We start from the raw sequence: 22149 nt of genomic DNA on the forward strand, positions 1-22149 counted from the left end.
CCAACAGCAACAGCAACAGCAACAGCAACAGCAACAGCAACAGCAACAGCAACAGCAACAGCAACAGCAACAGCAACAGCAACAAGTTATACACTCGATATATTTATGTAAAGCGTATACACCTTTTGAATATCATTCTACATCCAAGTGGGAGATTCTATGGTTTTCAGCAAGCCAGTTTCCCCTTTCTGGTGACATATTCGTCCTGATTTTTCATCAGGGCGAACGCCACCCGCGCAAGTTTCCTAGCCAAAATCACCAGTGCTTGGGTCGTCGCTTTTCCTGCCGTGCGCTGTTTCTCATAAAGTTCTTTCCATGCCGCCGATCGGCTGGCTGCCATCGCAGCGTTATGAAGCAGACGACGGATCTCCGAGCAGCCGCGCTTGGTAAGACGGCGACGTCCATTCTTCTGCCCAGAATCGCTCACTCTCAAGTCCATCCCCAAAAAGGCGATGTATGAGTCGCTGCTCTTAAATTCACCTCTCACAAATGCCATTACCAATGCGGTGGCGGTGAGAAAACCGATTCCTTCCACTGCCTGGCAGCGCGCAACTTGCTCCTGCAATCCAGCCTCGCGCAGCACTTCTTTCAGTTTCTTTTGGATCAACTGGTCCAGCCGATCAATCGACTTCACAAAGGTCTCGAAGGCGGCTCTAAGCAGATTTTCGTTGGCCCAACTTTGGGTCATCGCAGTGCGCGCAGTCACCAAAGCCGCCCGGCGCCGCAGCAGGCTCTGGAGCTTGCCGTAGACGGCCGGCGGGGGGCTCCAGGGCCGGAGTTCGTTGCCTTCGTTCCTAAGGAAACGGGATAGTAGTCGAGCATCAGATGGATCAGTTTTTACACGTCCCCCGACACCTTTTCTGTAGTTGCTTAACTGGAATCCGTCGACGACATAAACCTGAAAACCCATCCCGTGGGCTAGTTCAACCAAGTCCAAGTGGTAGACATTGGTAGCCTCAACGGCGATCGCCGTGTGGGCCGCTTGCTGTTTGAGCCACTTCTTGATTTCTGGCTTAGCGTTTTTAATCTTGATAATTTCATCGCGGTCGTCGTGATGAATAACCAGCTCCGCTTTTGCGACATCTACACCCACGATTAACCGATCTACCTGCATTGCCATGGGTGGCTCCTCACGTTATGGTTCTAGGGCTTGAAGGGGTGGGACGATGTCTCCCACAGCTGTACTGCTGCTGACAGTCAGAATCGGCTTTAGCGTCCCACCACCCCTTCAAGTCTAACCATACAAGCGGGCCAGCCCGCGAACACCGACACAGCCGATGCCATATACACCGCGTTGGATTCTTCGCGAGCGCCTCCCTTTCATTTCCCCTCGAAACTGCAGTTCCATTGGAAGCAGTCAAACCACCTGATAAATCTGCTAGTAGACGTAGGCGAGCCAGTAGTAAATCATCCAGTCACATACTTCGCCACGGGCTACGTATATGCGTTCGACAGTGCTCCCGACAAAAAAGAAAAAATTTTTCTTCCAAGGCCCTAAACTGGCTTGCGAAGTAAGTGACAGCCCACGTCGCCTGCTCTGGGCCAATGGCATTGCATTAGCCGAATCAGATGCAATAACAACAAGCAGTCAACTCTTGCAATCTGACAATTCAAACACCGCATTGCGCGGTATTCCTGCAGGCACTCAACAGAACTTTTCACCCTATGGTTTTCTGCACGCAGCCCCATCAACACATCTTATTACGTTCAGCGGGCAGCGGCTCGATACAATGCTGGACTGTTATGTTCTCGGCAATGGACGCCGGCTCTACAGTAGCAGATCGAGGCGATTTCTCCAGGCTGACACTATGTCTCCATTCGGCAAAGGCGGGCCTAACGGCTACTGCTATTGCCAGAACGATCCCATCAACCGGCATGACCCTAGTGGAAAAATGTGGGAATGGATCAAGCGCGGAGTAAATTGGCTTGTTGGTCAACGTCCAACTATTTCTGTGGATAGAGCACAGCTACGTATCGGCGGCGAACGCACTCAGAGCCCAAATTTAACACTTATCCTGCATAGAGCCGGGCACACACCAGCACCGAACTCATATCATGTATCTGTAGATATCGGTGACGTCGAGTTTGTCGCAGGTGTTGGAAATAGGATTATTAACAGTGCCGAAGTACTAGAACCCCTATCCAGCCTAATAATTAACCGCGCAGAAAATGCAGCCATTGCAGCCGCAGCTAATCTTTTAACCTATCAAGCGACGAACACACTTACTCTCGGCGTTGCCGCCCAGCTGGCAACCCATAGTTACCTTGAAAGAAGACTTATCAGAGACACTATCGGGGAGGTTCGAGTTACACCTATTCAACCTGATCCTTATGACTATATCCGTCACTAAACTTAATTTTTCAATCCAGTGGCGCTGTCAAGCAGATTAGCGCAGTGACGTAGTCTTGGGACGCGCTTCGTCCAAGAACGCATCGCTCAGCAAAAACACTTCCACGACAGTTCGAGTGAAATCATACTGCTTCCCTGGTAGCAGCCAGCGACAAGCGAATGCCGATGAATACGCAGAATCAGGTGGACCTGCGCCGCTTCTTGGTCGGGCCGAATGATTGCGAGGTGACCGGGATTGCCATTACCCCGGACAACAAGACGCTGTTCGTCAACATTCAGCACCCGGGGAACTGGCCATATACCGACAAGGCTACAGATGCTACCCCGGCTGCGGCCAAGGTGAGACGGCGGGCTTCGACGGTGGTGATTCAGCGCAATGATGGCGGGGAGATCGGGACTGCCTGATCGTCCAGCGTACAGGGGCCGCTTTGCTGCCCATTCGCGGCACAAGGCTCCTGCAGGGGGTACGCGATCTCACAAGGTTCAGGACCTGTGAAATACGAGTGGGAGCGGGCGTGTCGAGGCGTCGAACCGCCGCGAGCACCCTTGCTACGCTCTAGAACTCGGCGAGCCGCCAAACCTCATAGGCTGGCGTCTCGTACGGGTGGCTTTGCCTGAGCGCTGCGACGACCTGGGCAACTAGATCGTCAGCCACCACCAGCTCCACCTTCCACTCTTCCACCACCTCGACCTGACCCGCCCGTCCGAGAAACGGCGAACTGCCGTCCAACGGACGAAACTGGCCCTGGCCCAAGGTCTGCCAGGCGCAGTGGTCATAATCACCCATGTGCCCACCACCCGCGGCGAACACAGCAGCCTTGACCACCTCAACATGGCTGGCAGGAACAAAGAAGGCGAGCTTGTACACGCCTTAGTTCACCCACACCCGCGCATTACGGAACATGCGCATCACCGCCGCATCTTCCTGCCACTCATCCGGGCGCCACGAGTTCTGTACGGCACGGAACACACGCTCCGGGTGCGGCATCATGATGGTCACGCGGCCGTCGCGGCTGGTGAGCCCGGTGATACCGCGAGGCGAGCCGTTGGGGTTGGCCGGGTAGGCCTCGGTGACCTTGCCGTGGTTGTCCACGTAACGCAGCGCCACGCAACCGGACACATCAGCCTCCAGCAAGGCCTCTTCACTGGCGAACTCGGCATGGCCCTCGCCGTGGGCGATGGCGATCGGCATGCGCGAACCGGCCATGCCCTGCAGGAAGATCGAGTTGGACTTCTGCACCTCGACCATGGCCACCCGCGCCTCGAACTGCTCGGAGCGGTTACGCACGAAGTGCGGCCAGTACTCGGTACCCGGGATCAGCTCATGCAGATTGGACATCATCTGGCAACCGTTGCACACGCCCAGGGCGAAGCTGTCGTTGCGCTCGAAGAACGCCTGGAAGGCATCACGCGCACGGCTGTTGAACAGGGCTGACTTGGCCCAGCCCTCGCCGGCACCCAACACGTCGCCGTAGGAGAAACCGCCACAGGCGACCAGGCCCTTGAAGGCCTCGAAGTCCACGCGACCGGCAAGAATGTCGCTCATGTGCACGTCGATGGCCGCGAACCCGGCACGGTCGAAGGCAGCCGCCATTTCGACCTGGCCGTTGACGCCCTGCTCGCGCAGGATGGCCACTTGCGGACGCACGCCCTTCTTGATGTAGGGCGCGGCGATGTCATCGTTGACATCGAAGCCAAGCTTGACCGACAGCCCTGGGTTGTCTTCTTCGAGCAGCAGGTCGAATTCCTGATCGGCGCAATCGGCGTTGTCGCGCAGGCGCTGGATCTGGTAACTGGTTTCAGCCCACTGGCGCTGCAGCATGCGGCGGTCGTCATCGAACAGCACTTCGCCGTTCAGGCTGATGGAGATTTCGGCGTTGTTGACCGGCTTGCCGATCACCGCCACGCACTGCTCACCCAGGCCTGCGGCGCTGAACTGGACCAGTACGTCCGGGGTAGCGTCCTGGCGCACCTGGATGACCGCGCCCAGCTCTTCGTTGAAGAGGATCGCCGGGATGTCGGCCTTGCTGTCGGTCAGCGGATCGAGGTGCAAGTCCAGGCCGCAGTGGCCAGCGAAGGCCATTTCCAGCACGGTGGTGACCAGGCCGCCATCGGAACGGTCGTGGTAGGCCAGCAAGTGACCGTCGGCGTTAAGACCCTGGATCACGGCGAAGAACGCCTTGAGGTCTTCGGCGTCGTCGACGTCCGGCGCCTGGGCTGCGATCTTGCCGTAGGTCTGGGCCAGGATCGAGGCACCCATGCGGTTCTTGCCACGGCCCAGGTCGATCAGGATGAGGTCGGTCTCGCCCTTGTCCATGCGCAGTTGCGGGGTCAGGGTCTTGCGGATGTCAGTGACCGGGGCGAAGCCTGTGATGATCAGCGACATCGGCGAGGTGACGCTCTTCTCGATGCCCTCTTCGCTCCACTTAGTCTTCATCGACATCGAGTCTTTGCCGACCGGGATGGTGATGCCCAGCTCAGGGCACAGCTCCATGCCGACAGCCTTGACGGTGTCGTACAGGCGCGCGTCTTCACCTGGGTGGCCGGCAGCGGACATCCAGTTGGCCGACAGCTTGATGTCAGACAGCTTGTCGATGTGCGAAGCGGCCAAGTTGGTGATGGTTTCGCCGATGGCCATGCGCCCGGATGCCGGGGCATCCAGCAGTGCAAGCGGAGTACGCTCGCCCATGGCCATGGCTTCGCCGGTGTAGACATCGAAGCTGGTGGCGGTGACGGCGCAGTCGGCCACCGGTACCTGCCAAGGGCCGACCATCTGGTCGCGGGCGACCAGGCCGGTGATGGTGCGGTCGCCGATGGTGATCAGGAAGCTCTTGCTGGCCACGGCCGGGTGGCTCAGCACGCGCTGTACAGCGGTGTCCAGGTCCAGCTCGCTCGGGTCGAAATCATCGCCCAGCTCGGCTTCGCGGGTGACCGAGCGGTGCATGCGTGGCGGCTTGCCCAGCAACACGTCGAGCGGCATGTCGACCGGAGTGTTGTCGAAGTGGCTGTCGGTGACGGTCAGGTGCTGTTCTTCGGTGGCTTCGCCGACCACGGCGAACGGGCAGCGCTCACGCTCGCAGATGGCCTTGAAGCGCTCGAAGTCGACAGCGCTGACGGCCAGCACGTAACGCTCCTGCGATTCGTTGCTCCAGATTTCGTGCGGGGCCATGCCCGGCTCGTCGTTGGGCACATTGCGCAGCTCGAAGCGACCACCGCGGCCACCGTCGTTGACCAGTTCCGGGAAGGCGTTGGAGATGCCGCCGGCGCCGACGTCATGGATGAAGGCGATCGGGTTGGCGTCGCCCAGCTGCCAGCAGCGGTCGATGACTTCCTGGCAACGGCGCTCCATCTCCGGGTTTTCGCGCTGTACCGAGGCGAAGTCCAGGTCAGCCGAGCTGGCACCGGTGGCTACCGAGGAGGCAGCGCCGCCGCCCAGGCCGATCAGCATGGCCGGGCCGCCGAGCACGATCAGCTTGGCGCCGACGGTGATCTCGCCCTTCTGCACGTGGTCTTCACGGATGTTGCCCATGCCGCCGGCGAGCATGATCGGCTTGTGGTAGCCGCGCACTTCTTCACCGTGCGGGGTGTTGATGGACTGCTCGAAGGTACGGAAGTAACCGGTCAGGGCCGGGCGACCGAATTCGTTGTTGAAGGCCGCGCCGCCCAGCGGGCCTTCGATCATGATGTCGAGGGCGTCCACGATGCGCTCAGGCTTGCCGTAGGCCTGCTCCCAGGGCTGCTCGAAGCCTGGGATGCGCAGGTTGGACACGGTGAAGCCGGTCAGGCCGGCCTTGGGCTTGGCGCCGCGGCCGGTGGCACCTTCGTCACGGATTTCGCCGCCCGAACCGGTCGAGGCACCGGAGAAAGGTGCGATGGCGGTCGGGTGGTTGTGGGTTTCCACCTTCATCAGGATGTGTACCGGCTCCTGCACCGCACCGTACTGGCGGGTTTCAGGGTTCGGGTAGAAACGACCTGCAACGTTGCCGACGATGACCGAAGCGTTGTCCTTGTACGCCGACAGCACACCTTCGCTGTGCATCTGGTAGGTGTTCTTGATCATGCCGAACAGGCTCTTGTCCTGCGCCTGGCCGTCGATGTCCCAACTGGCGTTGAAGATCTTGTGGCGACAGTGCTCGGAGTTGGCCTGGGCGAACATCATCAGTTCGATGTCGTTGGGGTTGCGCTTGAGGCCCTGGAACGCGGTGACCAGGTAGTCCACTTCGTCCTCGGCCAGTGCCAGGCCCAGGTCGATGTTGGCCTGGGCCAGGGCGTCGCGGCCGCCGGCTAGGATGTCCACCGACGTCATGGGCCTTGGCTGGGCGTGGCTGAACATGTCGGCGGCCTGCTCCAGCTGGCCCAGCACGCGCTGGGTCATGCGGTCGTGCAACTGCGCCGACACCTGCTCGGCATCGGCGTCGCTGAGGTCACCGGCAACGTAGTACGCAATACCGCGCTCCAGGCGCTGGATCGACTGCAGGCCGCAGTTGTGGGCGATGTCGCTGGCCTTGCTGGCCCAGGGCGAAATAGTGCCCAGGCGCGGCACGACCAGGAACAGGCGACCGGCGGGCTCCTGCACCGGTACGCTCGGGCCGTACTTGAGCAGACGGCCCAGCACCTGCTGCTGGTCGGCGGTCAACTCGCCGTCGGTATCGGCAAAGTGGGCAAATTCGGCATACAAACCAGTAACAGCGGGGACTTTCTGGCTCAGTTGCTCGAGTAACTTACCGTGGCGAAAGGCAGAAAGGGCAGGAGCGCCGCGCAGGATCAACATCGTCGGGACAGCCTCAGAAGGGGTGTGCTTGGAGGCCGTGCATTCTAGCCTAATTCGTTCGCTTGCGGCACCCGCTGTAGCGCAGGGCTGCCGGGCGGCGGAACCGGACCTGCGGGTCAAAATTTCCGGGGGTTCATGCACCTTGCCCAGACGCTGATACAGCCCCACAGGCAACCTCCGTCCAGGCTTTGCACAATGAGGTCCGAGTGCTCTGTTACAGGGTTTACCCCATCAACCGGGCTTGGCACACAGCGCTGGACGGCACGATCAGACAGCAAACGCCTGAAAAGCGCTATCAGACAAGCTAACCGTTGTCGAGATATGGCACGGCCAGTCCTTTGCGTATACTGCAACCTATGTTCACCCACACTGCTTTGCGCCAGCGTTGCGCCAGATGGCTTTTCGCAACCGGACTCTTTCTGCTGCTTGGTGGCTGCGTTGAAAAACCCAGTACCCTCGAGCGCGTGAAGGAGGACGGCGTGCTGCGCGTGATCACCCGCAACAGCCCGGCCACTTATTTCCAGGATCGCAACGGTGAGACCGGCTTCGAGTACGAACTGGTCAAGCATTTTGCCGACGACCTGGGCGTGAAGCTGGAAATCGAGACCGCCGACAACCTCGACGAGCTGTTTGACGACCTTGGCAAGCCGTCCGGCCCGGTGCTGGCAGCCGCCGGCCTTGTCAGCAGCGAACGGCGCCAGGCCCAGGCGAAGTTTTCACACCCCTACCTGGAGGTGACGCCTCAGGTCATCTACCGCAATGGCCGCTCGCGCCCGACCAACGCCCAAGGCCTGGTCGGCAAGAAGATCATGGTGCTCAAGGGCAGCAGCCACGCCGATCAACTGGCCGAGCTGAAAAAACAGTACCCGGGCCTGCAATACGAAGAATCCGATGCCGTGGAAGTGGTGGACTTGCTGCGCATGGTCGACGAGGGGCAGATCGACCTCACCCTGGTGGATTCCAACGAACTGGCCATGAACCAGGTGTACTTCCCCAACGTGCGCGTGGCCTTCGACCTGGGCGAGTCCCGCGACCAGCGCTGGGCTGTCGCCGCAGGCGAGGACAACAGCCTGCTGAACGAGGTGAACGAATTCCTCGACAAGTCCCAGAAGAACGGCACCCTGCAGCGCCTGAAGGACCGTTATTACGGGCATGTCGATGTACTGGGCTATGTGGGCGCCTACACCTTCGCCCAGCACCTGCAGCAACGTTTGCCCAAGTACGAGAAGCATTTCAAGAGCTATGCCAAGGTCGAGCAGGTGGACTGGCGCCTGTTGGCCGCCATCGGCTACCAGGAGTCCATGTGGCAGCCGGAAGTCACCTCCAAGACCGGCGTGCGCGGCCTGATGATGCTGACCCAGCGCACCGCACAGGCCATGGGCGTCTCCAACCGCCTGGACCCCAAGCAAAGCATCAAGGGTGGCGCCAAGTACTTCATGAAGATCAAGGCCGAGCTGGACGACAGCATCCAGGAGCCCGACCGCACCTGGTTCGCGCTGGCCGCCTACAACGTCGGCAGCGGCCACCTGGAAGACGCGCGCACCCTGGCCAAGCGCGAGAAGCTCAACCCCAACAAGTGGCTGGATGTGAAGAAGATGCTGCCGCGCCTGGCGCAGAAGCAATGGTACCGCCAGACCAAGTACGGCTATGCACGGGGCGGCGAACCGGTGCACTTTGTCGCCAACATCCGCCGCTACTACGACATTCTCACCTGGGTTACCCAGCCTCAGCTCGAAGGCCAGGTGGCAGAGGGCAACCTGCATGTCCCGGGTGTGAACAAGGCTAAACCGGCAGAGCAGTCACCGCCGCTGTAGCCGGTCACGTCACGGCTTGGACCGGCGAGCCCTGAAGAAGTCACTGAGCACTTGCCCGCACGCCTCGGCCATCACGCCACCCTCCACCAGCACACGGTGGTTCAGAAAGCCCTGCCCGAAGAACTGGCCCTGGCTCTGCACGATCCCCGCCTTGGGTTCCAGTGCGCCGAAAACCACGCGCATCACCCGCGCATGCACGATCAAACCGGCGCACATGCTGCAGGGTTCAAGGGTCACGTACAACGTGCTGCCTGGCAGGCGGTAGTTGCCGACCGCGCGAGCTGCGGCGCGGATCGCCACCATCTCGGCATGGGCACTGGGGTCGCTGTCGGTGATCGGGCGGTTGAAGCCCTGGCCGATGACCTGGCCGTCCTGCACCAGCACGGCGCCCACCGGTACTTCCCCCAGCTGTGCGCCCTCGGCGGCCAATGCCAACGCCATGCGCATGTAGGTCTGGTCGTGGCTGCGGTCGATGATCTGCGGTCGCATCAGACCACCGCGATCGCGGCCATCAGGCCGGTTTCCATGTGGTCGATGACGTGGCAGTGGAACATCCAGGTGCCCGGGTTATCGGCGACCAGCGCAACCTGGGCGCGCTCGTTCTTGCCCAGCAGGTAGGTGTCGGTGAACCACGGCTCCTTGATGTCATGCCGGTTGGAACCAATCACTTTGAAGCTCATGCCGTGCAAGTGGATGGGGTGCTGGTACTGGGTCATGTTCTTCAATTCGAAAATGTAGCTCTTGCCCCTGGTCAGCGTTGCAATTGGGCGATCTGCGCAGGTCTTGTCGGTGATGTCCCAGGCCTGGCCGTTGATCTGCCACAGGCTCGGCGGCTTGCCCTGGTCGGTGCCGACCGACACTTTACCTGCCCACTCGAAGTTGAAGTTGAGCTTCTCGGCGTTTTCCAGGTCCGGCTCGGCGATGGGGTTGGGCGGCAGCGCCGCTGGCCAGTCGCTGGGCGCATCCGGGTTGGCCACCGCGCGCAGGGTGCCCAGGCGCACGAAGCCGTCGCGCAGGGAAATCTCTTCACCGGCGTTGGGAATGCGGATCGCCAGGCAAATGCGCATGCCAGGCCCCAGCCAGTAGTCATCTTCCAATGGCCGGGGGGTGATGGGGTTGCCATCGAGCGCGTAGATCCGCGCTTCGCAGTTGCCCTTGAGGTTGATGCGGTACGTCCAGGTGTTGTCCAGGTTCAGCAGGCGCACGCGCACCACCTGCCCTGCCGGTAGCTCGGTCACGGCATCAGCCTGGCCGTTGATGGTGATCAGCCGCCCTGCGGTGCCATTGCGCGCCGCCTCGCGCGGGATGCTGAACGGCATCCAGCCCCCCTGCTCGTCCACATGCCAGGTCTTGAGGTTGAGCGTGCGCTCATGCTTGAAACCGGTGGGTTCGCGCTCCTCGACGATCAGCGGGCCTACCAGGCCTCGGCCCAGCTCCTCGGAGCTGCTGACGTGGGGGTGGTACCAGTAGCTGCCGGCATCGGGCACCCGGAACTTGTAGTCGAAATACTCCCCTGGCTTGACCGGCAACTGCGACACATACGGCACGCCATCCATTTCCAGCGGCAGGCGGATGCCATGCCAGTGGATGGTGGTCTCGATCGGCAGGTGGTTGATGAAGCGCACGCGCAACCAAGTGCCCTGCCGCACGCGCAGCTCGGTCCCAGGGGCACTGGGCCCGAACGCCCAGGCTTCGGTTGTATGTCCAGGGACCAGTTCGACGTCCAGCGGCGCTGCGATCAGCTCGTAGTCATGGCCGGCATTGTCATCTTCGACCTTGCCCAGCCAGTACCGCGCGGCGCCCCCCGCGCCCAGGCCAACCACAACCAGGCCAGTCAGGCCCTTGAGCATTTGTCGACGGGTGAAGGACATCGCAGCGGGTACCTCGTGTTCGGCACAAACAGTTCACCAGCGGGCGCTGATGAGGAAGGGCGAATACGATACACCTGCAAATGGGAAAGATTAAGTGAATGATCGCCCCAATGTGCCCTGTCGCGCTCAATCGGCTTGTGCGTGCGGCGCTTTGCACAGTTGGCCGAACCAGTGACGTTCCTCGACGCCCGGCGCCCGGGTAGCGGCGCCCAGCAGCGCCGGGTCGGGCGCCACATTCAATGCCTGCAGGCGGGAAGCGGCTGCAGGGTGAGTGTCGAACGGGTGCGCCAGGACAGCACTCAGCACCTCGTCACCGACCTGCAACGGGTGACGCTCGAGGTAGCCAGGCAAGGCTCGATCGACGCCTTGCCCGCCACACGTCGCCAGCACCGTATCGACCGCAGGCTGCAGCGCAATGATGCGCAGCAGGGTCTGTGCGAACAGCCGTTGCCCGCCGACTGCAGCGCCTGCCTGGTCCGCCAGCAGCTCCTGCGACCGCCCCCAATGCAGCACCGCACGCTGGAAATGGTGCAGGAACTGCCAGGCCATCCACAGCGTTGGACGCTGCGTCCAGGGCGCGGGCTCGTCGTGGCCGACCAGCGCCGAGAAATGGGCAAGCATCATGCTGAACTGTGCGTTGGTCTGGCTCGCGCGTTCGGTGTCCTGATGCCGGAAATGACCCAGTTCGTGTCCAATGACCGCGCCAGCTTCCGCCTGGCTGAGTATGCCCAGGTAGGGCAGCGGCAAATACAGCGTGCGGCCCGTCAGCGGCAAGCCGGCAGGCTGAAGCAGAATCGGCACGCTGGTGACGAAAAAGCCCTGGTCGAGCCCGACCACGATGTTGTCGGGGACCGGTGCCTGAAGCTGCGCCGCCAGGCCTTCGACCCAGCGCCATATGCCGGGTGCACTGTCCCGATCAAGCGCCCTGCCCAGAAAGGATGTGCTCTGATCGAGCACCAGCGGCCAGCGTCGATGCAACCGCCTGGCCAGTTGCAGGCAGACCAGCACGCACGAGGCCAGCGGCAGCACGATGAACAGCACCGTCAACCCACCCTCCGCCACCCGGCTGGTCGCAACGCTCAGCTCGTACAGCAAGGCCAGGCTCAACGCAGCAGCCAGCAAGCCCAGATGCAGTACCAGCCACTTGCCCAGGGCACGCCAACGCTGGGTCATGTGCCGCTGCAAGAACTCAATTGAGCGCAGCGCCCGCCAGGCGTCCAGCCTGAGCCTGAGCCATGCCCCGACCGCAGTCAGCAAGGCCAGAACCGCCAGCAGCCCGCTCGTGACGGCCAGGACCTTGCGCAGAGACTGCCCGCCAAGGCCCGCCTCATAACGGTCAAGCTCACGTTGAAGCCGCTCACGTCGGTCTGCTTGGGGGATGTAGGGGTTACGCTCGGCCTTGGGCAGGGCCTGCAAAAGCGTGTCGCTTGGCGCATCCAGCCACTGACGTATCGCCTGTGCCTGCGCCTGGGCCACCTCGACGCGCCAGAGTTGCACCTGGCTCCACCCCAGCACCAGCAGCGGCAACAACAGCAGGGCCAAGCCCCAGCCTACGCGCCTGAACAGCCGTATGGCCTCGTTGCTCATGGCGCAGCCCGCCGCAAGGCATCGCCTTGGCGAGCCACGGCCGGGAACAACTGTGCCAAGGTGCGCCTGGCCTGTGCTGCCTGCAGGTAGGGGTAGAGTACGTCCACCAGTTCTGCCAGCGCGAGCTTGCGCCCCGCCCGGGTGAAGTTGCAGGCCCACACCTTGAGCCGCAGGCCACCGGCGATCAGCTGAGCATCAGGTGCTGCGAGCGCCTTGAAACCTGGGGCCTTGAGGACAGGCGCGGCGCTGAACGCGGCGAGGCTGAATACCAGGTGCGTACTGAGCCGCCGCTGTTCGACATCGAAGCCTTCGAACGCTTCCCATGGCACTGGGGCCAAGGCGTTGGCGAAAGCGACCGTGTCACGGGTCACCGCCAGTGCGCACCGCCCATGGCGCTGGTACAGCGCCCAGGCACTGACCAGGGCCACCAGCCCGATGCCGACCAACCCTGCGCCGAATGCCCACAGCAGCACCTTCACTGTGCTGGCGGTCTGCGGACCGAAGAGCATGGGCAGGCTCGCAAGCCAGCCACCGAGCCCAATCGCCACCAACCCGATGACTGCACACGAAAGTGTCTTGCCCAGCGAGTGTTCATGCAGCTCGAACGACTCATCGGGGCCGACGGCATTTACCTGCAGGTAGGTCAGGTCGGCATTGGCGCCGGTATTATCCATTGGCCTGCAGCAGCTCAAGCTGACGCTGGGCGTGGGCGGCATCGCAGTAGGCCGTCAGTACGGCCAGCACTTCTTCGTTGGACAGCTTGCGCCCGTTTTGCGCAAGCCCCGCCGACATGATGCGAACCTGGGGGCGCGGCTTCTTCAGCACCATGGCCTGGTTACCGAAGAACTGCAGCTTCACCACTCGGTGGGTAGGCAGTACGGCATCGCTGCTCATCTCCAGCGTCTGCACCATCACCAGCCCTTCATCCTTGACCGAGATATCCTGCACCTGCGCCAAGTCCACCGGCGCGTCCAACGTGTCGACGAACAGTTGTCGGCGCGTCAGGCGCATGAACACCTGGGTACCGGCGTTGCGGTGCTGCCAGGTCACGGCAGCGGCGATGAGCACAATGAAGGCGGTGGCCACGATCGGCCCGGTGCGCTGCATGCTGATGCCGATTCCGAACAGAATCAGGGCACCGACCAGCAATACTGGCCCCCACACGCGATAACGACGAGAGTTGGTGAACTCGCTCTGCTCCGGCACACGTTCAATCACTTGCCGAAGCTCGGCAATGACATGCTCGCGCTGGGCCGTGCGCGACTGGTCGTAGTCATTGCCCAGCGACCCGGACAAGTCGGCCAATGGATCGGTATGTTCACTCATGATCGATACCCCTCGGTTATTTCTTGGCAGCCAGGTAATCGGTCAGGAACGCCTCGGCATTGCCTTGGTGCGACAGACCTTCCGAGTAGCCGACCTGACGCGGCTGCGCCTCGCCCGGCAGGTACAGCTCACCTCCCCACATGCCCTGGATGATCAGCACGACGAATTTCTTGCCGTCGACGTCGGTCCAGTAGCGGGTATCTTTGGCGGTCTTCTCGACGTGCATTTTCTGGATGCGCATATCCCAGTCGTGATCGACGCCTTCGACCTGCACCAGTGCCTCGTTGGCCGCGCGATCGCCGATGCGCAGCGTCCACACCTTGACCCCTTCAGTGCCCAGGTAGGCGACGACGTTCTTCGCTACTTCCGGGCGATCCTCGGCCAGGGCCTGACCGATACACAGTGTGAGCGCGGCAACCAGCAAGGCGGCCCATTTCCGATAAGCGAACATGATTTTGTTTCCTGATCTGCAACAAAACGCGTATTGAAGGACTCAATAGGCAGGCTGCCAACCCAGTTGCCCGTTCATCACAACAAACAGCGGGTTGGTCACAACGACTGTTGTCGAAAATGTGCGCGCGTTACCATTTCCGGCCGACGCTGCCCCACCGAGAAACCGAGTCTGCATGCAATCGCTAACCCCCTACCTGGATACCGCCTTCTGTTTCGACAGCCCTGGCTCCCTGGCCCAGGCAGGCGTGCTGGATGCGCGTGCCGCCCATGTCATGGGCAGTGCCACGGGGCATTATCGGGCACAGACCGTGCGCCAGGGCCTGCAGTACTTCGATTGCCACCTGCACTTTCCAGAGCCCCTGCGCATCGACAAGGTGCTGCCCGAGAGCCTGTGCATCGTGCAGGTGTTCGACGGCGCCTGGCAGCACAAGGTCGATGGCAGGCTGAACCAGTACGATACCGGTCGGCTGCACGTGCTTGGCCTGAGCGAGAGCCTTGAAGCCCAGGACCAGTTGCCGGTCGACAGCCATGCGCGCATGGCCGGCGTGCGCATTGCCGGTGACGCATTGCGCGAGCTGGCCCAGGACGATCCGCAGTTTCATCCGTTGCTGGCATTGCTGGCCGATGGCATGCACTTCGACCAGTTGCCCCAGTGTCCCTCGCTCAGCCGCCTGTTCCAGCAGCTCTATCGCTCACCCTACAGCGGTAGCTTGCGCCGCCTGCACTATGAAAGCCTGAGCCTGGGGATCGTACTGGAGCTGGCCAGCCATCTGTCAGGCCAGGCCCTGACACCTGAGCCGCAGCAAGACCGTGGCCGCCGTGACCTGGCCCTGGAAACGCGTCGGCTGCTGGACACTAGCCCCACTGCCCCGCCGTCCGTCGCCGCCCTGGCCAAGCAGCTGAAGGTGAGCGAGACCACGCTGCGCCGAGCCTTCAGCCAGCAGTTTGGCTGTTCGATCCTGCAGTACATTCGCCAACAGCGCCTTGAGCTTGCGCGCATCCTGGTACTGGAGCGCAAATGGCAGATTTCGCAGATCGCCTATCACGTCGGCTATGCCAACCCGGCGAACTTCTGCCATGCCTACAAGGCCTATTTCGGGCACACCCCCGGCACGGAATGACCGGCGCTGCTCACCGTGGCGTTGCCAGGCGGGAACGAAATCAAAGTGCCACCAGTCTGAACGATTGCAGCAACCAGAAGCTCGGCCGATACGGTCCGTGAGAGCAGCGTTCTGTCCTGCTCGGTTCGAGCTGAAAAAGGCAATCCGTTCGGTTATTTATCTGGTTGTATTTTCAGAGCGTCGCCTGATGAAAAAAACACTGCTCGGCGTGCGAGCTTTGATGTCCGTACCCAAGGACAACCCCGACTTGGTCAAGGCGCAATACATCGCGCTGTCGCGCCAGCTGCCCATGATGTACTTCATCCTGCTGATCAACACGCTGATGCTGGCGGGCACCCACTTCACGGTGGCGCCGCGCTGGCTAGTGGTGTACTGCCCGATGATCATGACGTTGTTCGGCCTGGTCCGAGGCGTGGAGTGGATACGTACCCGCAGGCGCGTGCGCAGCCCGGCCCAAATGGTCATGGCACTCAAGCGCACCAACACGCTCGCCCCCTTCGTTGCTGTTGCCTTCACGGCCTGGTCCCTGGCGCTGTTCCCCTATGGCGACAGCTACACCCAGGCCCATGTCGCTTTCTACATGGCCATCACCGTGATCGGCTGTATTTTCTGCATGATGCACCTGTTGCCAGCGGCCTTGGCCACTACCGCCGTGGTCAACACGGCGTTCGTGGTGTTTTTCGCCTCCACCTCCATCATCACGTTCATTGCCACCGCGCTCGATGTGCTGCTGGTATCGATCGCCATGCTAGTCATCCTCAAGGCGCAATACACCGATTTCACCCGGCTGGTGAACATGCAGGCGCAGACGGCCAGGCTCAGCGAGGAAAATCTGCAACTGGCCAACCTGGACAGCCTGACCGGGCTTGCCAATCGCCGGCAGTTCTTCTCCCGCCTCGACACGCTGTTGCCCCATGCCGGCGAGCAGGACACTCGCCTGGCCGTCGGGCTGATAGACCTGGATGGCTTCAAGCCAGTCAACGACCTGTATGGCCACAGTGTGGGCGACAGGTTGCTGTATCAGGTCGGTCAGCGCCTCACCGAGATGCTCGACCAGGGTGTGCACCTGAGCCGGCTGGGGGGCGACGAGTTCGGCCTGATCATCACCCAGGCCCTGGATGACGAGCAGCTACGTGCCTTTGGCGAGAAGCTTTGCACGCGCATGCGCGAGCCGTTCGTGCTGGTGGACATCCCCATTCAGATCAGCGCGTCGCTGGGCATCGCCACCTTTCCAGATCAGGCTTCGTCAGCCACGCAAGCGTACGAATATGCCGACTACGCGCTGTACCAGAGCAAGCGTCATCGCCCTGGCACGGCGTGCCTGTTCAGCGCTGCCCATCGCCAGCAACTCAATCGACAAGGGCTGACCGAGCAGGCCCTGCGCAGGGCGGACCTGGATCGCGAGTTTCACATGGTGTTCCAACCCATCGTGGATGTCCGCAGCGAGCGAACCGTTGCGTTCGAGGCACTGGCGCGCTGGGAAAGCCCAGAATTGGGTAATGTGCCACCCAGTGACTTCATCCCGATCGCCGAGCGCATCGGCATGGTCAATCGTCTCACCCTGCCTCTGCTGACCAAGGCACTGGACACGGCTGCCAGTTGGCCAGCAGGCATGCGCCTGTCCTTCAACCTCTCCACCCATGACTGTGGCTCGGAAGAGGCCGCCCAGCAGATCGTCGAGCTGATCAAGAGCAGCCGGTTCGACCCCACGTGCCTGGACCTGGAAATCACCGAAACCGCGGCCATCCAGGACCTGCCGCAGGCCCAGCGCGCCATCAGCCGCCTGCGTGAGCTGGGCTGCGGCATTTCCCTGGACGACTTTGGCACCGGCTACTCCAGCCTCAGCCAGATCCATGCGCTGTCGCTGACCAAGCTGAAGGTGGACCGCTCCTTCGTCACCGGCATCCAGCTCAACCCGGCCAGCTTGAAGATCGTCAAGTCGCTGATTGCGCTGTGCCAGGACATGCAACTGGAATGCATCGTCGAGGGCGTGGAAACCGCAGCAGAACTCAGCACTCTGAAAACCCTGGGCTGCACCTGGGCGCAAGGCTACCTGTTCTCAAAGCCCATGCGCCCCAACGCGATCGGGGCGTGGCTTGAGGCCGAGCAATTGGCCAGGGTGCAGGCGATCTGACTGACCGCGCTTTGGGCCGTGACAGCCTGCCGATGTAACCGCGCGTCCAGCCTTGATCAAGCGCTGGTAGAACCGCTTGGCGAGCTGTGCAACGCCTCCAACCGCTCCTGAATGAACGCCAGCAGGGCTCGCACCCGCGCCGTCACTGAATGGCGGTGGCTGTATGCCGCCAGCAACTGCAAGGGTGCCGGGCACAGGTCCAGCACCACCTCCTGCAACCGGCCAGCCGTCAGATCCTCCTGGCACGGATGAGCCGCCACAATCGCAAAGCCTATCCCCTGCCGCGCGCCTGCCACGGCCAACTCACCGCTGTTGACGCGGTAACGGCTGCGCACCGGCACCTTGACGGTTTCGCCCCTGGCGCCCTGAAACTGCCAGGGCTGACCTCCGAGCGCGCTGAGCGTGGTGATGCAAGGCAGCGACTTCAACGCTCGCACGTGCTGCGGGATACCCGTGCGCGCGAGCAGAGACGGGGCAGCGACCACGATGCTCGGTAAGCAGGCGAGCTGGCAGGTGATGAACTCGCTGTCTTCCTGGCGGCCACGGTGAAAGAGGATGCACAGGTCCACGTCCTCACGCAGCACTTCCAGCCCAGTCACCCGGGTATCGCACTCAAGCTCGATGCCAGGGTGCAGGCTGCAGAATTCGGCCAGGATGGGCGCCAATAGCCTGGGGGCCTCACCTGGCATGCACAGCTTCAGTGGCCCTCGCAGCTCGCGCTGTACAGCACCGAGTTCTTCCTGGGTGCAGTGCAAGGCGTCGAGCAAGGGCTTGGCTCGCGCGTACAACAGCCGCCCCGCTTCGGTCATGCGCAGATGCCGGGTGCTGCGCTCAAGCAGGCGCGTACCGAGCTGTCGCTCCAGTGAAGCGACATGGCGACTGACATTGGAAGACGGCATGGCCAGCGCACGCGAGGCGCCGACAAAGCTCTGCTCATCCACCACCGCTGCATAGACACGGACCGCATTCAGATCGAGCTCATTGCGCACTGACTATCCCACCTGAGGTATGAAAACGTCCCATTTTTGCACGCTAGTGATCTGGGAAGGGGAAATCTACGATGGTCCTTTGCCCCAGGCGTCCAGTGACCTGGCGCGGGGCAGCGGATGAACAAGGAGGGCTGGAACGTGGACATTGCGATAGTGGGTGCAGGCATTGCAGGGCTGAGCGCAGCGTTGGCGTTGCGCAAGCAGGGCTTCAGCCCGCGGGTCTTTGAGCGCCGTAGGATGCCAGCAGCCGGAGGCGCCGGTGTGACGCTTTGGCCCAATGCCAGCTTTGTGCTGGAGCAGCTCGGCGTGTTGCAGGACATCCAGGCCGTTGGCGGCAGGCCCCTTGCCATGCGCCGGTACGATGCAGCCGGCAATGCGTTGGGAGGCCTGGACATCGAATTGCTGGACCGAACCATGGGCTACCCCACCGTTACGGTGCTGCGCCGGGATTTGCAGGACGTGTTGCTCGCCCATGCACGACGGATGGGGATTGCAGTCGAATTCGGGCACCAGGTAATGGCCATCGACCTGGATGCCCAGGGCAAGGCGGTGGCACGCTTCGAGACGGGTACACGCATCTGCCCGGAGGTGCTGATCGGTGCAGACGGACGCATGGCCTCGGTGACGCGCCAGTTCGTCGCGGGTGACAATACCCCGCGCTATCAAGGGTTCGTGAACTGGATCGGCGTGGCACAAGGGTCGGGGGCGCTGGTGGACGATGTGTCGATCCAGGATTACTGGGGAACGGGGCAGCGCTTTGGTGCGGTGGCAGTTCGACCGGACCTGGTGTATTGGGCCGCAGCGCAAGCATGCCCGTTGAACGAAGGGGCTGGCCGAGCCGATGATCGGGCGCAGGTCGAGCACAGGTTCGCCCAATGGCCCGAGCCCGTTTCACGCATCATTCGGGCAACCTCCGAACAGGCCATCCGGCGCATCGCGGTCCACGACCTGGAACCGCTGCACACGTGGAGCCGCGCGAACGTGCTGTTGATCGGCGACGCTGCGCATGCGCCATTGCCCACCTCCGGGCAAGGCGCTTGCCAGGCCCTGGAAGACGCCTGGCACCTGGCTCGCTGCCTGGCCGGTGCCGGCAACGAACCCACCGAGGCTTTTGAGGTATTTACCAGGACGCGCGCCCCTAAAACCGCACGGCTTTCGGAACAGGGCCGGGGCTTTGCACGTGCCTTGTTCGCGACGGACGCCGAAACGTGTCGGTTGCGTGATGCGAGGGTCAGTGCGTGCGACCCAGCGCGGGACGTGCAGGTATTGGCTGCGGGGTGGGCGCAGGGTTTGCCGATGGCAGGAGGGATGCTCAATACGCCATTGACGGAAGACGGCCGGGACAGCGTTTATCGTTTGAGAGGATGACGATGCTTGATGCACATCAGGAGGTGTGCGCGGATTTGGCTGATTCCCCCTCGATTCATCGCCTTTTTGTCACCATCGGTCGTCCGCTCATGCGAAACATGATGTAGCAACTCAACTATCGGGCCGGGCTGCCGTAATCATTGAGAGCCAACCTAAATTTTGTGGAGCTTCAGCATGTCGCTACTTCCCAATCGCATCTCCGGGCGCATGACGCTGGGAATCCTGACGTTGCTGGCACTCACCGCCTTGGCGATCTATTCAGTCATGACCCTGGGCGGCAAACCTGAGTTGGTGGCAGCCGGCACCGAGGCGGCGGAACAGTCGGCCAGCGCCATCACCCGCCAGCTGGCCATGCAGGTGAACCGCATCGAGGGCACCACGACGGCCATGGCGCACCTGGCCGAGACCCTGCCCCGCGACGAAAACCTGATCAAGGCCAACCTGCCTAATGTGATCGACAGCCAAGGTGATACCGCCATCGCAGGCGGCGGGCTGTGGCCAGAGCCCAACGGCTTCGTTGCCGGTACCGAACGCCGCAGTTTCTTCTGGGCACGCAACGCCAGCAACGGGTTGAATTACTCGGACGAGTACAACGCTGCGCAAACGGCGCCGTATCAGGCTGAGTCGTGGTACACCGGCGCCAAAGCCGCGCCATTGGGTCGCTGTGTCTGGTCGGACGGGTATCAGGACCCGGTCAGCGGCGTAGCCATGACGACCTGCAGCGTGCCCTACCACGCCCAGGGCGCGTTTGCCGGGGTCGCCACCATTGACCTGAAGCTCGACGGTCTTGCCGCCTTCCTCAAAGCCAACGGCAATGTCACCGGTGGCTACGCCTTTGCGGTGGACGCGTCCGGTAATTTGCTGTTCTTCCCTGATGCAAAGAGCGCCAAGGGCTTGCAGACCCTTGCCGGCCTGAGCCAGGAACAACCGTGGTTCAAGCCAGTGGCCGATAGCCTGACGAGCAAGCCGGCTGGCACCACCACCCTCTACCTGGATAACGATGCGCGCCTCGATGGGCCGGCCTACGTCACATTGGCCACCATGGAAGGTACGGGCTGGCGCATTGGTCTGGTCACCCCCGAGGCCCGTGTGGTCGGCCTGGCGAACAAGCTCACTGGCCAGATCCTGCTGTTCCTGCTGCCATTGCTGGCCGTTTTGCTGGGGCTGGCATGGCTGGCTGGCAAACGGCTGCTCACCCAGATAGAGGAAACCACGGCGCAAATCGAGAACCTGGGTCAAGGCGGCCAGGCGGGTGCTCAACTGGAGGTTATGCGCAATGACGAACTGGGCGCGCTGCGCACGGCCGTCAACCAGTATGCAGGCTCTCTGCAGGCCATGCTCCGTCACATTGCCGAGGAGTCGGTGTCACTGGAAGAGCGAGCCAACGAGCTGGCGCAACTGTCCACCGGCCTGGCCGATCGGGCGGAGGCGCAACGGGTGGACAATACCCTGCTCGCTACCGCCATCACCGAAATGTCGGCCAGCGCAAATGAGGTCGCGCGCAACACAACGGACTGCTCGGACACAGCCCGCAGCTCATTGGTCGAAGCGCAGAAGAGTCAGGACCAGGTCAACCGCAACGGTGAATCCATCGAAAGCCTGGCGACCGACATCTCGGGCGCGGCCACAGCGATTACCCAGCTGGGCGAAGACATCGAGCGTGTAGGCGGCGTGCTGGAGGTCATCAAGTCGATCTCCCAGCAGACCAATCTCTTGGCGCTCAACGCTGCCATCGAGGCCGCACGCGCTGGCGAACAAGGTCGCGGCTTTGCGGTGGTAGCCGATGAGGTGCGCACGCTTGCCGGGCGCACGCAGACGTCTGCCAACGAAATCCAGGAAATGATCACTCAGCTACGCGAGGCATCGAACGCTGCCGTCACCACCATGCAGAACGGCGCGCAGCGCACCCGCGAGTCGGTGCAGCAAGCCGTGGGCGTGGCCACTACCCTGGGCACCACAGTGGGCAGTTTCGACGACATCGTCCAGCGCGCCCAGCAGATCGCCGTCGCCGCCCAGGAGCAGAGCCACGTGACACAGGAAATCAACGAGCTGGCGGTACGGATCCATGCAGCCAGCGAGGAAGGTGCCCGGGATGCAAGTGCGCTCAGGGAATTGGGCAAGGGGATGCAGTCGATTTCGGCGCGGCTGGGCGGGTTGAGTCGAGGTGGTCGTTAGGGCCTAGGGCCTGACCGTCAGGCGTTGAGGGCGCTAGCCTACCGCGCAGTGCTCAGGCGCTGCCAGGTATACGTGAACAGGGTCGCCAAGCGGCCCTTTCCATTCTGAATAGGGCTCGGACAAACTACCGCTGCCAATGAAGCTAACTGCCGGCACCGACCACTGCATGTCATCTGCCTGAGCCCGGCAG

General features: G+C 62.2%; 16 protein-coding genes and 2 pseudogenes. 8 read left to right on the forward strand and 10 right to left on the reverse strand.

Going from position 1 to position 22149, the window contains the following annotated elements; translation table 11 throughout:
- Positions 1-166: 166 nt before the first annotated feature.
- The gene (locus FS777_RS11975) at positions 167-1120 is read right to left on the reverse strand and encodes an IS110 family transposase (protein ID WP_058638577.1); all 954 of its coding nucleotides are present in this window, start codon (positions 1118-1120) and stop codon (positions 167-169) included.
- 322 nt (positions 1121-1442) lie between these two features.
- Between FS777_RS11975 and FS777_RS11980 the strand changes: the two genes are divergently transcribed.
- Positions 1443-2351: an RHS repeat-associated core domain-containing protein gene (locus tag FS777_RS11980; protein ID WP_145255660.1), complete on the forward strand. Its 909-nt coding sequence runs from the start codon at positions 1443-1445 to the stop codon at positions 2349-2351.
- Between the two features lie 134 nt (positions 2352-2485).
- A pseudogene (locus FS777_RS11985) lies at positions 2486-2755 on the forward strand (alkaline phosphatase PhoX); the annotation flags it as partial.
- 151 nt (positions 2756-2906) lie between these two features.
- On the opposite strand, the gene FS777_RS11990 reads toward FS777_RS11985, so the two are convergent.
- Positions 2907-3218 (reverse strand): hypothetical protein, encoded by a 312-nt coding sequence (locus FS777_RS11990; protein ID WP_058638579.1) that lies wholly within the window; start codon positions 3216-3218, stop codon positions 2907-2909.
- Positions 3219-3221: 3 nt separating this feature from the next.
- Positions 3222-7121: a phosphoribosylformylglycinamidine synthase gene (gene purL / locus FS777_RS11995; RefSeq protein ID WP_145255662.1), complete on the reverse strand. Its 3900-nt coding sequence runs from the start codon at positions 7119-7121 to the stop codon at positions 3222-3224.
- A gap of 356 nt (positions 7122-7477) precedes the next feature.
- Between purL and mltF the strand changes: the two genes are divergently transcribed.
- Positions 7478-8935, forward strand: a complete 1458-nt coding sequence (gene mltF, locus FS777_RS12000) for a membrane-bound lytic murein transglycosylase MltF (protein ID WP_058604478.1) — start codon at positions 7478-7480, stop codon at positions 8933-8935.
- A gap of 9 nt (positions 8936-8944) precedes the next feature.
- On the opposite strand, the gene tadA is transcribed toward mltF, so the two are convergent.
- The 6 genes from tadA to FS777_RS12030 all read right to left on the reverse strand — a co-directional run bounded on the left by tadA (position 8945) and on the right by FS777_RS12030 (position 14170).
- Positions 8945-9424 (reverse strand): tRNA adenosine(34) deaminase TadA, encoded by a 480-nt coding sequence (gene tadA / locus FS777_RS12005; protein WP_100852136.1) that lies wholly within the window; start codon positions 9422-9424, stop codon positions 8945-8947.
- Complete coding sequence (locus FS777_RS12010; protein ID WP_145255665.1) at positions 9424-10806, reverse strand: multicopper oxidase family protein; 1383 nt, start codon at positions 10804-10806, stop codon at positions 9424-9426. Before FS777_RS12010 ends, tadA begins: the two co-directional genes overlap by 1 nt.
- 126 nt (positions 10807-10932) lie before the next feature.
- Positions 10933-12393 carry a M48 family metallopeptidase gene (locus FS777_RS12015; RefSeq protein WP_145255669.1) on the reverse strand — a complete coding sequence of 487 codons (1461 nt, stop codon included), beginning with the start codon at positions 12391-12393 and terminating at the stop codon, positions 10933-10935.
- Positions 12390-13067, reverse strand: a complete 678-nt coding sequence (locus FS777_RS12020; RefSeq protein WP_145255670.1) for a hypothetical protein — start codon at positions 13065-13067, stop codon at positions 12390-12392. The genes FS777_RS12015 and FS777_RS12020 overlap by 4 nt, the downstream gene beginning before the upstream one ends.
- Complete coding sequence (locus FS777_RS12025; RefSeq protein ID WP_078479018.1) at positions 13060-13719, reverse strand: hypothetical protein; 660 nt, start codon at positions 13717-13719, stop codon at positions 13060-13062. Before FS777_RS12025 ends, FS777_RS12020 begins: the two co-directional genes overlap by 8 nt.
- 16 nt (positions 13720-13735) lie before the next feature.
- Positions 13736-14170 (reverse strand): hypothetical protein, encoded by a 435-nt coding sequence (locus FS777_RS12030; protein WP_145255673.1) that lies wholly within the window; start codon positions 14168-14170, stop codon positions 13736-13738.
- Between the two features lie 175 nt (positions 14171-14345).
- Here FS777_RS12030 and FS777_RS12035 point away from each other — a divergent pair, with 175 nt between their 5' ends.
- On the forward strand, positions 14346-15293 hold the full coding sequence (locus FS777_RS12035; RefSeq protein WP_058638585.1) for an AraC family transcriptional regulator: 948 nt from the start codon (positions 14346-14348) through the stop codon (positions 15291-15293).
- A gap of 187 nt (positions 15294-15480) precedes the next feature.
- On the forward strand, positions 15481-17427 hold the full coding sequence (locus FS777_RS12040; RefSeq protein WP_058638586.1) for a bifunctional diguanylate cyclase/phosphodiesterase: 1947 nt from the start codon (positions 15481-15483) through the stop codon (positions 17425-17427).
- Positions 17428-17483: 56 nt separating this feature from the next.
- Here the strand turns inward: FS777_RS12040 and FS777_RS12045 are convergent, their stop codons facing one another.
- Positions 17484-18416 carry a LysR family transcriptional regulator gene (locus tag FS777_RS12045; protein WP_078479021.1) on the reverse strand — a complete coding sequence of 311 codons (933 nt, stop codon included), beginning with the start codon at positions 18414-18416 and terminating at the stop codon, positions 17484-17486.
- 138 nt (positions 18417-18554) lie between these two features.
- Here FS777_RS12045 and FS777_RS12050 point away from each other — a divergent pair, with 138 nt between their 5' ends.
- The 3 genes and pseudogenes from FS777_RS12050 to FS777_RS21920 all read left to right on the forward strand — a co-directional run bounded on the left by FS777_RS12050 (position 18555) and on the right by FS777_RS21920 (position 21959).
- Positions 18555-19784, forward strand: coding sequence for an FAD-dependent oxidoreductase (locus FS777_RS12050; protein WP_058638597.1), 1230 nt, complete (start codon positions 18555-18557; stop codon positions 19782-19784).
- A gap of 264 nt (positions 19785-20048) precedes the next feature.
- A pseudogene (locus FS777_RS21915) lies at positions 20049-20840 on the forward strand (cache domain-containing protein); the annotation flags it as partial.
- A gap of 417 nt (positions 20841-21257) precedes the next feature.
- Positions 21258-21959, forward strand: coding sequence for a methyl-accepting chemotaxis protein (locus tag FS777_RS21920; RefSeq protein ID WP_371921573.1), 702 nt, complete (start codon positions 21258-21260; stop codon positions 21957-21959).
- Positions 21960-22149 lie beyond the last annotated feature (190 nt).

Origin of the sequence: Pseudomonas sp. DE0157 (assembly GCF_007678615.1) — a bacterium.
Classification (GTDB): domain Bacteria; phylum Pseudomonadota; class Gammaproteobacteria; order Pseudomonadales; family Pseudomonadaceae; genus Aquipseudomonas; species Aquipseudomonas parafulva_B.

Excerpts from the sequence above, each read along its gene's own strand:
- FS777_RS12040 (WP_058638586.1), top strand. The coding sequence starts at position 15,481 with ATGAAAAAAACACTGCTCGGCGTGCGAGCTTTGATGTCCGTACCCAAG.
- FS777_RS12015 (WP_145255669.1), bottom strand. The coding sequence starts at position 12,393 with ATGAGCAACGAGGCCATACGGCTGTTCAGGCGCGTAGGCTGGGGCTTG.
- FS777_RS12035 (WP_058638585.1), top strand. The coding sequence starts at position 14,346 with ATGCAATCGCTAACCCCCTACCTGGATACCGCCTTCTGTTTCGACAGC.
- FS777_RS11980 (WP_145255660.1), top strand. The coding sequence starts at position 1,443 with ATGCGTTCGACAGTGCTCCCGACAAAAAAGAAAAAATTTTTCTTCCAA.
- mltF (WP_058604478.1), top strand. The coding sequence starts at position 7,478 with ATGTTCACCCACACTGCTTTGCGCCAGCGTTGCGCCAGATGGCTTTTC.
- purL (WP_145255662.1), bottom strand. The coding sequence starts at position 7,121 with ATGTTGATCCTGCGCGGCGCTCCTGCCCTTTCTGCCTTTCGCCACGGT.
- FS777_RS12025 (WP_078479018.1), bottom strand. The coding sequence starts at position 13,719 with ATGAGTGAACATACCGATCCATTGGCCGACTTGTCCGGGTCGCTGGGC.
- FS777_RS21920 (WP_371921573.1), top strand. The coding sequence starts at position 21,258 with ATGTCGGCCAGCGCAAATGAGGTCGCGCGCAACACAACGGACTGCTCG.
- FS777_RS12010 (WP_145255665.1), bottom strand. The coding sequence starts at position 10,806 with ATGTCCTTCACCCGTCGACAAATGCTCAAGGGCCTGACTGGCCTGGTT.
- FS777_RS11975 (WP_058638577.1), bottom strand. The coding sequence starts at position 1,120 with ATGGCAATGCAGGTAGATCGGTTAATCGTGGGTGTAGATGTCGCAAAA.
- tadA (WP_100852136.1), bottom strand. The coding sequence starts at position 9,424 with ATGCGACCGCAGATCATCGACCGCAGCCACGACCAGACCTACATGCGC.
- FS777_RS12030 (WP_145255673.1), bottom strand. The coding sequence starts at position 14,170 with ATGTTCGCTTATCGGAAATGGGCCGCCTTGCTGGTTGCCGCGCTCACA.
- FS777_RS12020 (WP_145255670.1), bottom strand. The coding sequence starts at position 13,067 with ATGGATAATACCGGCGCCAATGCCGACCTGACCTACCTGCAGGTAAAT.